This window comes from Paenibacillus sp. OK076 (genome assembly GCF_900110055.1).
Lineage (GTDB): Bacteria > Bacillota > Bacilli > Paenibacillales > Paenibacillaceae > Paenibacillus.
This window is the reverse complement of the sequence record NZ_FOCH01000001.1, coordinates 1,396,709-1,410,436: the sequence shown is the minus strand read 5'-3', so window position 1 is coordinate 1,410,436 and position 13,728 is coordinate 1,396,709. Positions and strand designations below refer to the sequence as shown.

The window sequence follows — 13,728 nt, the reverse complement described above, 5'->3', positions numbered from 1 at the left end:
TCTATCGTGCTAACGCAAAATCATTATGGAATATCGTAGTCAAACACGGTGTTCTCTCCATCTACGGCGACATCCATTACAATATCGGTTAGCTTACCTTTAACTCGCAGCGGGGAGCCAGCCAAACCGGAAAACGCCAGTTGACCCTTAAATGTTCCATGCGGCTCAATCTCTATATGCACCGGCTTCAGCTGCACAGATTGCAGGGATTCATAGAGCGGATCATCCTGGTGTTTGTAACTGCTGGCCAAGTCAGGCAAGAGCACAGCTGCTACAGGCTCTCGGGTGTAATTTTTGAGTGTCAGGTCACAGTTTACCCGTGTAATGCCATTGTCCAGTACATCATAGGTGCAGGAGCTATCATTTTGGACATAGGAAACACCATGGATACCGGAAGCCCCCCATTTCGCTACATACATCAATTTATCCGTCATGTAGGAATAACTGAGAACAATCGCGAGAACGATCAGCCAGAGCCGTTTGGCCAGAACCGGATATAATGGCATGATTTCTTTGCGAGTAAGATAGTAGCTGCACGCTAATATACCCATTCCAAAAAATAACGTGATATGCACACCACTTACGTAGGATGTGGTATAAGGCGACATGCCTATAGCAGACAACATCGTGTCCCCCACAGAGAAACCGAGGTGATGCTTAAACGTAAAAATGATGCCAAACAGCAATAATATCGCAGAGAACACAAGTCTGGTTCTCGACACAAGAACACCCCCTAATCAGCCACCTGATTATATCATATTTTTCCTTATTATGGTTTACGATCCAAATAAAAAAAGACGCTCCGGTTTTTCACCGAAAACGTCTTTGGTTTTGCATCTCAATTCTACTTTTTCGCCAGGAAGGCGTCGAGCTGCTCTTGTTTGGCAGCAATAATTTTATCAATACCTGCGGCTTTCAGCTTCTCCAGATATTTCGGGATCATCTCGTTCGGATCTACTGCACCCGAGGTCATACCCGGTTTGAACTGTTTGTTCACGTTGTTGACTGCAGCAATTTCGTTTTTGACGGATTGACTGTTGAACGTAAAGCCCAGTGCAGGTGACTTAACACCTTTGGCATTAAACTCCTTGAACTTTTCCCATTTCTGCGGATCTTCATTATCCCAGAGATAGTTCAGGAACTGGTTGCCCAGCTGCCATTGTGCGCCCGGATTGTAAGTGCGACTGTTCGCATCTACCCCTTCAGGCAGGGTAATAATGTTGTCCTGTCCGTCTTTTTTCACATAATGTGTGCCTTCAATTCCGAAGTTGAGCAGGTTGTTGATTTCTTTGTCGGAATGCAGCAGGTTAATGACTTGCATCGCCTTCTCCGGCTGCTCGGAGGAACGGGAGATCGCCAGCATCGCACCGGAAGCATCCCCTGTTGTAATTGTAGGCTGTGTCATCTCAATCTGGGTCAGTGGATATCCGACATACCCTTCTTCTTCCTTATCCTTGCCCGGCTTCATGCCATCGGTCCACAGGAAAGCCTTGCCTGCCTTCGCCTGATCTTTCGGGAACACATTGGAAGTCGCTGCGTCACTGTTAATGTATCCAGCCTGATACCACTTGCGTGCAAGCTCAGCGGCTTCCTTGAATTCAGGGGTCTCTACTTCGTTCAGTACCGTCGTTGTACCCGCTGTTTTGGAGATGACGCCTGGAACGGATGCATCACCGAGATAATCCCAGTCCAGATTTTCCAGCAGCCCGTTACCGTTGGTATTCGACATATAGAACGGGGTGACGCTCGGCTCATTTTCCTTGATCGTTTTGAGCAATGGCTCCAGGTCAGCCCATGTTTTCACTGCGGTCAGATCGAGCTTGTATTTGTCAGCCAGATCTTTGCGTACCAGTACACCACGCGTCGCTGCCAGCTCCTTGTTGGTAGGAACGCCATAGTTTACGCCATCCACCTGCGAGCCTTCCAGAAAGGCTGGATCGAGATTTTTCTTGATATCCTGCCCATACTTGTCAAGTAGATCGTTCAGCGGCAAGAATGCACCTTTTGCCACATTGACCGTATAATTTTGCCAAGCCGCCGTGAAAATAATATCTGCTTTTTCTCCTGAAGAGATCATAAGATTCAGCTTGTTATCCCACTGACCCCAGTCGATCGCATTGATCTTGAGTGTTGCCCCGATCTTGGGCTCCATCTTTTTGTTGATCTCGGCTTCGACCAGAGCCACATCTTTCTGTGGTGTCCCTGGATAATACAGCGTGACTTCATAGGGCTTGCCCCCACTCTCCGCTGCACCGCCACCCTGTGCTTCCGGTGTTGTTCCGCCTTTGTCTGATGAGCAGCCTGCCAGTACCAGGCTCAGCGCCATAACTGCTGCCGCAAAACGCGGCCATACCTTAAACGTTCTAACCAAGTGAACCCCTCCCGTCATATGTTGGACCTTGCAACCGATTGCCCCAATTCGCAATGTTTCCCAATCTGCATAAGTCCGTTCCTTCGCCGGCCCTCCGGCGTGACTGTACTCGCTGCTTTTTGTATATGCCCCCTCAGGTCCATCTTCAATGATCCGTTGCTCTCTCCGCTAACCGGCCGGAGTTACCCCTTCACTGCGCCTACAGTAAGGCCCTTGATGAAATACCGCTGGAAGAATGGATATGCCAGTACGATTGGACCGATACCGACAACAGCCATCGCCATTTGCAGTGTTTTATTCGGCAGATTCAGCAATCCGCCCTGTGAGGAAATCTGTGAAGAGACATTGGAGTTGGATGTTAAATATTGAATATCGAGCAGCGTCCGGTACATAAGGTACTGAAGGCTGATCGTCCGGTTATCGGATATAAAAATCATGCTGAGATACCAGTCGTTCCAGTAATTCAATGTGCTGAACAGTGCAACGGTCGCCATCACCGGAAGGGAGAGCGGAAGCACGATACGTGTAAAGGTTCTCAGTTCACCCGCTCCATCAATCCGTGCCGATTCAAGAATCGATACCGGAATGGAGTTAGCGAAGAACGTACGCATGACCAGCACGAAGAACGGTGACAGCAGCAGCGGCATGATCAGTGCCAGAATCGAGTTTTTCAAATCCAGTACGTTCACATAGACGAGATACCACGGGACCAGACCGCCATTGAACAGCATGGTGAAAAAGATGAAAAAGGCGAACCACCCTCGATACGGCAAATCCCTCCGGGAAAGCGGATACGCATACAATGCCGTCAGTGCTACACTCGTTATTGTACCTATCACGGTTACGATAATGGATATGCCATAGGAATGGATGATCTGATCCATATCCTTGAACAGAAATTCATAGGCAGTCAGGCTAAACTTCTCCGGAATCAGCTTATACCCGTTCGCAATGACCGTCGTCTCGTCCGAGAATGAGATCGCGAAGACAAGCAGGATCGGCACGATGCAGGCAATGGCATAGAATATAAACATAGCGTGTATGATAGACGCGGAACGCCGCGACACGGCTAATGGATCACGTGATTTCACAGCTGGCTTGCCTCCTCTCAAAATAATGCATTATCTTTGTCCATTCTCCTAACGATCGTATTGGATACGAGTACAAGTACAAATCCGACAACAGCCTGATACAGCCCGGCTGCCGAGGACATCCCGATATCTCCTCCAATAAGGAAGGTTCGGTACACATATGTATCCAGAACGTTCGTGACCGGGAACAATGCGCCCGATTCCAGCGGAACCTGGTAGAACAGGCTGAAATCCGCGTAGAAAATACGACCGATCTGCAGCAATGTCATAATCACGATTAGCGGTACGAGAAACGGAACGGTAATGAAGCGAATCTGATGCCACTTGCTCGCGCCATCCAGCACGGCCGCTTCATAATATTCCTCATCGATGCCTACCACTGCTGCCAGATAAATGACGGCATAATAACCAATATTTTTCCATGTATTCACCAGCGGCAAAATGTACGGCCAATACTTAGGCTCTGAATACCAGTCAATTGGTTGTCCGCCAAAGAGCTGAAGAATCGTTGAATTCATGAAGCCCGAATCCTTGCCGAGAAAAGCGAGCACCAGATAACTGACTACAATCATCGACAGAAAATACGGAAGCAGCATAAGGGACTGATACAATTTGGACATTGCCTTGTTCTTCACTTCATTCAACAATATCGCAAGTCCTACACCTACAAATAAATTCAGCGCAATAAATACGGTGTTATATGCGAGCGTATTACGGGTGATCTCCCAAGCATCGCTGGTGGAGAACAAATACTTGAAATTATCCCAGCCGCTCCACGGACTGCCCCAAATGCCGTCCGCATAGTTTACATTTTTGAATGCAATCAGAACGCCGAACATCGGCATGTAGTTGTTTACCAGCAGAAACAGAATGCCTGGCAAAAACATAAGATACAAAACCTTGAATTTACCTAGATTGTACAGGACAGACTTTCGTTTTCGAACCGGTATATCCGGTAGGTCCGTTCCTTTCGATAGACGTGCTGCCTTACCCGCCTGGGGTTGTGTCTTCATAACTTGTTCTCCCTCACTCCTCTTGAATTTCATCCTCAGGATGAAACACCGCTGTGTCTCCTGTGGTTCAAGTATACGGCGGGGCGTTCAGGTCCACTATCTGCTGTGGTGACCTGTTCACTTATCAAATTATGACTTTAGGGCACAAAAAAACAAAAGACGCAGCATGCTGCGTCAAATTTGTACCGTTCGGGACTGTTTACGAAACTCCTGTGGGGTAATGCCCGTGCACTTTTTGAACATTTTCGTAAAATGAGAGTAATTGTAGTACCCGACCTTGCCTGCGATATCCGTCACCTTCACGGTAGACTGGGACAATAACGTCTTCGCTTTGGCTACTCTGCGCTGGAGAATGAATTCGGAAAGCGACATACCCTTTTCTTTCCGAAACAGACGGGATAGATAGGCCGGATTAAATCCGGCAAAGGATGCAAGTTCTTCTCGCATCAGCTCTTCACCAATATGATTTTCAATGTAAATGCATAACTGGTCCACAATCGTCATTGGACTGTGATCGTCCGGGTACAATACCGGGATCGTACGACTGATCAGGTCTAATGTCCACTGCTTCAGCTGGGGCAACGAACGTGTCACAACGTTTTCCTCCGGCTCCCGTTCTCCGGGGTACAGGCTGCGTACGGATACATTTTTCTGATGCAGCAGCGGGTAGATTACATGCAGCATGGCATGGTAATACAAGCGCAGAATTTCGGGTGACAAACGCTCCTGTGCAGCCAGCAATTCAAAGATTTCATCCACACGCTCGCGCAGGTCGTCAAACTTTCCCGTTTCGAACAGGATGGACAGCTCGGAAAACCACGGTATTGGCAGAAAGCGGTCCTCCGTATCTCGGCCTACCTCGTCATAGATAAAGACCCCTTCAAGCTCGTTGATATTGCGACGCTCCATGTCCATCAGCTCATTCAGCATCCCCTGTAAATCTGTAACAGCAACCGGGACTCCGACGTAACAGGATAATCGGCAATAAAAGTAAGTACCACACTCTTGAATATAGCTCTGACATCCTTGTTCCACTTCACCTGCCGTAGGTACGATACCATCGTGTTCGTATGCAAGCACAATATTTAGTCCACTGTGGTCCTGAAACACTTCACCGGGTTTGTCACCAAGCAGCATTTCCTTGGCAGCATTGCGAAGCGCATATTCAAGGACTTCCTCATCACGCAGATCGAAGTCCCGCACCCATTCTTCGACGGAAATGACAATGGGCAACACGCGCACTTGCGGATCAATCTCGGCTCCATATACCTCGGCCAGCTCCTGAAGCTTTTGCTGAGTTAAGGTTACACGCTGTGAAATGGCGTCTTTCCAGAAACGCTCGGTTAACAGCGGTTTATGCGTTTGCCAGCGTTTATACACGGTCTCATATACTTCATTGGTGCGGGAACGCTGCTCGCCATCCTTGATTTTGTCCATGGCCTGGCTCACAACCTTGAGCAGCTGGTCGGCGGGAGCAGGTTTCAGCACATAATCGAAGCTGTTCAGCTTGATTGCCGTTTGGGCATAATCGAACAGGGCATGACCTGTAAGAAAAATCGTCAGCATGCCGGGATCATGCTTTAACACCCAGCTCTGCAGATCCAGTCCCGTTTCACCCGGCATTTCAATATCACAGATCATTATATCGATGGGATGGGTTCTCATCAGCATTCTCGCCTCTTCCGCATCACCAGCACTGAATACCTGGTCAATTCCGGCCAGGCTCCAGTCCACCCCTTCCACCATCGCTTGCAAGGCGTATACTTCATCATCCACGATCAACAGGTTCCGCATTGGCTCCCCCTTCCTCCTCTTCCGTCTGGGCGGGCATATGAATATGGACTGCTGCCCCTCCTTCAGTCTGATTGCTGAACTGCAATCCGGCATGTTCGCCGTACTTTACAAGCAGCCGATGGATAACGTTCCAGATGCCAATGTGCTGTCCACCCGGATCTTCGACGTATTGCCCCTGTTGCAGGCGCTCCAGTATTTCTTGCTCAAATCCAACACCGTTATCCGTAATCGAAAGTTGAAGAACCGAAGATGGTGCAGGATCAGATAACGTTTTCGACTTGCGTGCTGTTATGCGAATAACAAAAGGCTCTTTGCGCCGCTGAAAACCATGAATAATGGCATTCTCCACAAAAGGCTGAATCGTTAAGGGCGGCAGCACATAGTGCCCAAGATCCGGTTCAACATCCAGAACGAAATCCAGCTTGTTTGGAAACCTCAGCTTCTGGATCTCCAAATAATGACTGATATGTTGCAATTCTTCATCCAATCGAATGACACGTTTGCCTGCACGCAGGCTGAACCTGAAATAATCTGCCAGATGACCAGCCATCTGCTGCACCAGCTCATGCTTTTGCAACGAAGCCAGGCTATGAATGATATTCAATGAATTCAGGTAAAAGTGAGGATTAATCTGCATCTGCAATTGTTTGAACTCTGCTTCCCTCGTGCGCAATTGCTCCTCATACACATCTATCTTCAGATGCTGGATCTCACTTGTCATCTGATTGAAGCTGTGCGTGACAAACTCCAGTTCAGATGAAGCCGGCGTCTCAAGCCTCACATCAAGTTCTCCTCGGCTAACCCTCCTCATCCCACGTATGACCACATTCATTGGACGGAACAGGAGCTGCCTGAGAAAAATCATAGCTGTGATCAGGATGACCGCTGCACCAATCGGAAGCAGGCGAATGATCTGCTGAAAAAATGGCAGGTTTCGCATCATGTCCTCCTCGGGCAGCAGCACAATATAATTCATCTCAGACATGGCTGAGGGAATGCCAAGCATCAGATACTGACGTGCATTGCCTGTGGATGTCACTTCAGAGATCACCTGGTATGGATTATTCAATCCAGTGATATGGGCTGCGGCCAGTTTGATTTGTGCCGAGTTCAGGGCTGAATCGGACAGTGCCCCGCCATCTGCTCCCACGATGACTGCACCTCCCCGGTCACCGGATTCCGTGAATTGCTCGGGGTGATTCAGTGCGTTCATGTCCACCAGCGCCCCCGCATAGAACTGGGCGTTGATCCGCACCGTTTTGACCAAGGCATTCCATGTGCCTCCCCGAACGATGCTCCACTCCGGCTTCTGAATTTCCCCCTCCAGCTGCTGCATCTGGACCGGCATGCTCTCCTGCACAATCGACATTTTGACATCATAATTGCCTGAAGTAGCGAGCAACAGATCATCATTCACAGCATCGTACAGAAAAAATGAATCGATCAGATTATAAAATCCGATATCGGTCATGAATTTGTTCATAATGCGCTGTTTCGCAATAATATAATCGCCGCTGCCATATTTGAGAAAAAACAGGGAGATAATATCCGGATCTCGCTCGCCCAGACTGTATAAATACCGATTGGTCTCCTGCAGCACGCGCTCGTTCTGCTCCACACTTTTTGCAAGATGATTCATATTGGTGAGAGACACTTGATCACGCACAACTTTCATGGCGTACACATTGTTGTAATAGAGCAGCATGAATAATGGCAGCATGATCAATGTCAGACCCACAATAAACTTAAAGCGCAGTGAACGGATGAAATTCATGAATTCCCGCCCTTTTGTCTAATCTGGATTTCAGTTCTTATGCACATCGTTGTAACCGCTATCAATCCTAAGCAATTTCTTCCGCTTTCAGATGATCTACTTCTGTGTTTCTTCCATCTTCTTCCTTATAATGGCATGTTTATTGTAATCATACTTGCTTGCGTCTGTCTATGTGATTCCGTGACCTGTTACTGTCAATTCTGGTGACTTGCACTTCTTGGTTTACTATACGTGTTCGAGGGTCCATACTCTAATTAGTTCTCCATCTGTAAAAAAAATCCTTCTCCATACTCCACGAACGCCCGGTGATGACATGCATACGATATACCACTCCTTGAATTGACACCAAGGATGTAAGGAGGCATGTCCGATGAATATTCAACTCGTCCCATTGCATTATGTATATCTGGCTTTTATCATCTTGATTATCGCCGTCATGGTTCGGCGTAGAGACACAACCATCATTTGTGTCGCAGGTATTATGACCATTGGACTCCTCGCGACCGAAACATTAAGCGGATCGGTTTCCGGCATCTTCAGCAGTTTTATCTACGCAGCCAAAGAGCTGCTCAGCACCATTTTTATCATCTCGATCATTGTCGCCATGAGCCGAGTGTTAATTCGGACGGGAATCAATGAAGTCATGGTGACACCGCTTACCCGATTCATCCGTTCTCCACAGGTCGCCTATTGGGGAATTGGATTCATTATGATGATCGTATCGCTGTTCTTCTGGCCCTCACCTGCCGTTGCCCTGGTTGGGGCGGTACTTCTTCCGGTAGCGGTACGCGTCGGACTTCCTCCCATCGGTGCTGCCATTGCCATGAATCTGTTCGGGCACGGAATTGCCTTATCAGGGGATTACATTATCCAAGGGGCACCCAAACTAACAGCTGATGCAGCTGGACTTCCCGTTACCGCTGTTATGACTGCAAGTATCCCACTTGTCATCGTGATGGGGACAGTATCAACGGTAACCGCATTCTGGATGCTGCGCAAGGAGATGAAATCAGGTTCTCCCGTTAAACTCAGTGATCCGATCTCTGGTGAAGCCGTAACCGTACATCCACCTTTGTCAGACTCTGCGCCGATTTCAGAGAAGCCAGCCGTTCAACGTCAACCAATGCCGCCACGTTTGCAAAAGGCATTTGCTTTAATTATCCCCTTGTTATTCTTAGTCGATGTCATTCTGATGTTTTTACTTAAACTTCAAGGCGGTGATGCCACAGCACTTATTGGCGGAACAGCCGTGCTCATTCTGATTGCCGTATCACTTGCCGCGCATCGTCATACAGGTCCGGAAGAAACAACAAACTATTTAATTGAAGGATTTCAGTTCGGGTTCAAGGTGTTTGGTCCTGTCATACCGATTGCCGCTTTCTTTTATCTTGGAGATGCTGCGATCACAGAGCTGTTCAACAACCCGCTGCCTGCTGGTTCACACGGTATTGTGAATGATTTGGGGGTTGCTCTTGCAGGGCTAGTGCCGCTGAATAATACGGTAGGTGCTATAACGATGACTGTGACCGGAGCGGTCACGGGAATGGATGGTTCGGGGTTCTCCGGAATATCCCTGGTCGGCTCCATTGCGTCCATGTTTGCAGGTTCGGCAGATTCCGCACCGGTCTTGACGGCACTGGGCCAGGTCGCCGCCATATGGGTAGGCGGTGGGACCTTAATTCCATGGGCCTTAATTCCAGCCGCTGCCATTTGCGGAGTCAGTCCATTTGAACTGGCACGCCGCAATTTGAAGCCGGTACTGCTGGGATTAACAGTTACCACCATTGTGGCTATCTTTCTCATCTAATTGCTTAAACAGGCTATTCGAACTGAAAAGACGTACGCAAGCGGGCCCATTGCCAAAGTTCTTCCTTGCTCATAGCGGCCAGATGAAGCATTTCGTCATAGGGGTCTCCCTGAAGTCCCAGGACCGCAGCGAATGCAGGCTCCGTCTTACAGCCTTCCAGCTTCAGTTTGCGAATCTCCCGATGTCCTGCTTCACCCCAGAGTTGCAACAATTCCCACTCAACCAGCATATGAATATAAGCATTCTGCCTGCGTACAGCTATGGATTGAGCGAAAATCTCTACAGGCCAGTTTCCAATATCCACACTACAGGTCACATAAGGACGCTGGCCAGCACGGCCATCCCCCCGGTCGCATCGAAAACCCTGCATTCCGCCCAGTTGTTGGTGCACCAAGGTTTCGAACGCCTCCAGATCCGCTGCCTCACATAATAGATCAAGATCACTTCCGGGAATATCAATATCAATGGGCACTGTTCCAGCCGGATAAGGCTGGTAAGCAGCCAATATGCTCAACAATCCACTGGATTGCAGTACCTTATACGCATCCTGCTGACGCTCGTTCCCCGAGGCCAAATGTACCATTACATCCGTAGTTGTAATCATGTCACAACCTCGGGCACTGGCTCATTCCGACGCTCCTGTAACGACTTGTTTCACGCGCCCCACCTGCCCACTGGTCAAACGTACTTTGATTCCATGCGGGTGTGTAGGCGATTTGGTCAACAAATCCTTCACGATACCACGTGTCAGTTTGCCTGTCGGCTGATCTTGCTTGAGCACGATATCCACTTCAAGACCCGGTTTGATATTTACGCGTTGTTGTCCGTTCATGGGTTTCCTCTCCTCTTCAACGTATTCCATGTCATGCAGCCCTAATTCACAAAGCTTCATCTATTGTAGACGTTTTGGATTGAAAACAAAAGCCATGTCCCATGTTCAAAAACATAACCGAACGGTTATTTCTGCTTGGAAGAGGGATCAGAGGATTTGTTTTTCATCACTTTCAGAGCTGATCGATAGACTTCATCTGCACTCTTTTCAGGTTCTTTAGTATCCGTCAGCACTGCTTCCTCTTCCACTTCAGCAGGTTTACGGAAATGAAGCAACGCTTGACGGTAAGCTTGGTCACCCTCTGTCGTCTGCGTCTCTTTTTCCTGAGGTGAAGGGGCCACTTGCGAAGTGGAATCCATAGGGTGAATCTCCGTTTGCCTGTGATCTTCATGTTCCAAAACCTCTGCTTGCTCTTCCTCAGCGTAAATTGGGTCTTCGTTCCGGGCTTGGTCTTCTTCATGCAGCAGGACAGGCCCTTCATCCACCTCTGCGTTTTTGGAAGCTCGTGCTTCTGCAGCCTTGCGGGACGATCTGGAGTTATAAATCATCAGAAACACAACACCAATCACAACAATTACCGCCAAAATGATCAACATATGAGCATCCTCCTTATCATCCGCCTGTAGGCAGCCTTAATCAATATATTGGTGCCCTATTCTGCGAATAATATTTCACCTTGTTTCGTATAGAGCGACAAAGTAGCGGGAATGCTCCAAACAGGATTGTCAGCAGAAGACGTTCAGCACCGATTGAAAGAGAAGGTGTACAGAAAACCGAATTGAGGAGGAATGATCAGCATGAATTCACGTGCCATTTTGATCAATATCATCGTTATACTGGTGATTTTGGGAGCTGGGGCGGCCGGAATCTACTATTACAACCAATCCACCAGCTACGTTAAAACCGATAATGCGCTTGTTACCGGGCAGCCGATCTCCGTGGCTTCTGCAGTAAGCGGTGAGCTTCGATCCTGGAAAGGCAAGGTAGGAACAACATTTAATGCAGGCGATACCGTAGCCACTGTCACCGCTGCAGGAAAATCCACATCCGTGACGATGCCTGTCAATGGCACCATTGTACAACAAACCGCTGTCGAGAATTCGCTAGTATCTGCCGGTACGCCCCTCGCACGGGCCTATGATTTCAATAACCTGTACGTGACGGCCAATGTGGATGAGACCGCGATTGATAAAATTAAGACGGGTCAGATCGTCGATGTATATGTCGATGCATTTCCAGACACCACATTGACAGGCAAAGTAGACCAGATCGGACTTGCCACTGCGTCCTCCTTTTCGCTGCTGCCGTCGTCCAATACCAATGCGAATTACACCAAAGTAACACAAGTCATCCCGATCATCATTACGATTGAAGGATATAAAGGACTGGGTGTGGTTCCCGGCATGAGCGCTACCGTGCGCGTTCATATCTAAGGCTGCTGATGGATAATCAAGTACCTCTTGGGAAAACCATCGCTGTCCTGCTGCTCGGCGCATTTATCGCCATTCTGAATCAGACTTTGCTCAATGTAGCCATCCCCCATTTGATGAATGACTTTAACGTCTCAGCAACGACCGTGCAGTGGCTATCCACAGCCTATTTGCTGGTAAACGGGGTACTCATTCCGATTACCGCCTACTTGATTGAGTCGTTCGGTACACGCAAATTGTTCGTGACTGCGATGCTGTTGTTTACGTTAGGTTCGTTAATCTGTGCCATCAGTCCTGGATTTACGGTCATGCTTATCGGTCGTATCGTACAAGCCAGTGGAGCCGGTATTATTATGCCTTTGGTTATGAACGTGTTTCTGACTGTATTCCCTCCTGAGAAACGGGGAACCGCCATGGGCACGATGGGCATTGCCATGATGTTTGCTCCGGCCATTGGCCCTACGTTATCTGGATGGATCGTGGAACACTATACCTGGCGAATTCTGTTCTATATGGTCATCCCGCTTGCTTTGCTTGATATTTTGTTTGCCTTCATTTGGCTGAGAAATGTGTCCAAGCTTACTTCACCGAAATTTGATGGTTTTGGCGCATTATTCTCCACCATCGGTTTCGGCTTTCTGTTATATGGATTCAGCTCTGCCGGAGATAAAGGCTGGACCAGTGCAACTGTGCTGTTGACACTGATTATCGGCGTGCTCTTCATCGTCTTCTTTGTCCTCCGAGAGACGGCCATGAAGAACCCGCTGCTGGAATTTCGTGTATTCAAATACGACATCTTCACCATCTCGACGCTGGTCAGTGCAACGATTAACATGGCACTCTTTGGCGGAATGCTGCTGTTACCGATCTATCTGCAAAATATAAGGGGCTTCTCTCCCCTGCAATCCGGCTTACTGCTGCTGCCTGGTGCATTGCTAATGGGGGTCATGTCTCCCATCTCAGGAGCGCTGTTTGACCGGATCGGCTCTCGCCCGCTCGCCATTGTCGGTTTGATCATTACCGCCATCTCCACCTTCGAGTTTAGCAAGTTGACGGGGGAGACGCCCTATGGCCACATCATGATGCTATATACGTTCCGTAGCTTCGGTATGTCCATGCTAATGATGTCTGTACAGACAGAGGGGTTAAACCAATTGCCGCCTCATCTCACCAGTCATGGTACGGCCATGTCCAATACGGTCAGACAGGTCGCAGGTTCGATCGGGACCGCCCTGCTCATTACGGTGATGGCAACTCGCGCAGGCATTCATTTGGCTGATTACAGCAACACTGTGACGACAACCAATGTAGCACTGACGGAACAAGTGGGTGTGCTCGGCACGCAAATGGCAACTGCGGCTGGAATGCCTCCAGAACAAGGCTCCAGCCTTGCATTACAACAGCTCTATGGTATCGCTGTTCAGACGTCAACCATTGAAGGCATTAATGATGCTTTCATCGTAGCGACCTGGATTTCGATCATTGGCCTGTTTCTCTCGTTGTTCCTGCGGCGGGCTCGCTCCCGTCCTCGTAAAGTCAAGCCTGAACGCTAAAATTGGGCGCTTGGCAACCCTAAAGCCTATATAAAACCCTGTATCACGGATCGGATCTGCAAG

Annotated in this window: 12 protein-coding genes; 3 read left to right on the top strand and 9 right to left on the bottom strand. The window is 48.7% G+C overall.

What is annotated here, in order from left to right; translation table 11 throughout:
• Positions 1–23 precede the first annotated feature (23 nt).
• The 6 genes from BMY78_RS06445 to BMY78_RS06420 form a co-directional block, all read right to left on the bottom strand.
• Entirely contained in the window at positions 24–722 is a 699-nt protein-coding gene (locus tag BMY78_RS06445) for a hypothetical protein (protein WP_090895753.1), read from the bottom strand.
• 122 nt (positions 723–844) lie between these two features.
• Positions 845–2,371 carry an ABC transporter substrate-binding protein gene (locus BMY78_RS06440; protein WP_090895751.1) on the bottom strand — a complete coding sequence of 509 codons (1,527 nt, stop codon included), beginning with the start codon at positions 2,369–2,371 and terminating at the stop codon, positions 845–847.
• Positions 2,372–2,553: 182 nt separating this feature from the next.
• On the bottom strand, positions 2,554–3,462 hold the full coding sequence (locus tag BMY78_RS06435) for a carbohydrate ABC transporter permease (protein WP_053783705.1): 909 nt from the start codon (positions 3,460–3,462) through the stop codon (positions 2,554–2,556).
• Positions 3,463–3,479: 17 nt separating this feature from the next.
• Entirely contained in the window at positions 3,480–4,475 is a 996-nt protein-coding gene (locus tag BMY78_RS06430) for an ABC transporter permease (protein WP_177185671.1), read from the bottom strand.
• Between the two features lie 174 nt (positions 4,476–4,649).
• Positions 4,650–6,269, bottom strand: a complete 1,620-nt coding sequence (locus tag BMY78_RS06425) for a response regulator transcription factor (RefSeq protein WP_177185670.1) — start codon at positions 6,267–6,269, stop codon at positions 4,650–4,652.
• Positions 6,244–8,043 (bottom strand): sensor histidine kinase, encoded by a 1,800-nt coding sequence (locus BMY78_RS06420; protein ID WP_090895746.1) that lies wholly within the window; start codon positions 8,041–8,043, stop codon positions 6,244–6,246. Before BMY78_RS06420 ends, BMY78_RS06425 begins: the two co-directional genes overlap by 26 nt.
• Before the next feature lie 370 nt (positions 8,044–8,413).
• Between BMY78_RS06420 and BMY78_RS06415 the strand changes: the two genes are divergently transcribed.
• Positions 8,414–9,850: a hypothetical protein gene (locus tag BMY78_RS06415; protein ID WP_090895744.1), complete on the top strand. Its 1,437-nt coding sequence runs from the start codon at positions 8,414–8,416 to the stop codon at positions 9,848–9,850.
• Positions 9,851–9,863: 13 nt separating this feature from the next.
• On the opposite strand, the gene BMY78_RS06410 is transcribed toward BMY78_RS06415, so the two are convergent.
• The 3 genes from BMY78_RS06410 to BMY78_RS06400 all read right to left on the bottom strand — a co-directional run bounded on the left by BMY78_RS06410 (position 9,864) and on the right by BMY78_RS06400 (position 11,278).
• Entirely contained in the window at positions 9,864–10,454 is a 591-nt protein-coding gene (locus BMY78_RS06410) for a DUF4269 domain-containing protein (RefSeq protein WP_090895741.1), read from the bottom strand.
• Between the two features lie 21 nt (positions 10,455–10,475).
• On the bottom strand, positions 10,476–10,682 hold the full coding sequence (locus tag BMY78_RS06405; protein WP_063564738.1) for a YwbE family protein: 207 nt from the start codon (positions 10,680–10,682) through the stop codon (positions 10,476–10,478).
• A gap of 125 nt (positions 10,683–10,807) precedes the next feature.
• The gene (locus BMY78_RS06400; RefSeq protein ID WP_090895739.1) at positions 10,808–11,278 is read right to left on the bottom strand and encodes a hypothetical protein; all 471 of its coding nucleotides are present in this window, start codon (positions 11,276–11,278) and stop codon (positions 10,808–10,810) included.
• Positions 11,279–11,479: 201 nt separating this feature from the next.
• Here BMY78_RS06400 and BMY78_RS06395 point away from each other — a divergent pair, with 201 nt between their 5' ends.
• Positions 11,480–12,115 (top strand): biotin/lipoyl-containing protein, encoded by a 636-nt coding sequence (locus BMY78_RS06395; RefSeq protein ID WP_090895736.1) that lies wholly within the window; start codon positions 11,480–11,482, stop codon positions 12,113–12,115.
• An 8-nt stretch (positions 12,116–12,123) separates the two neighbouring features.
• The gene (locus tag BMY78_RS06390; protein WP_090895734.1) at positions 12,124–13,665 is read left to right on the top strand and encodes a DHA2 family efflux MFS transporter permease subunit; all 1,542 of its coding nucleotides are present in this window, start codon (positions 12,124–12,126) and stop codon (positions 13,663–13,665) included.
• Positions 13,666–13,728 lie beyond the last annotated feature (63 nt).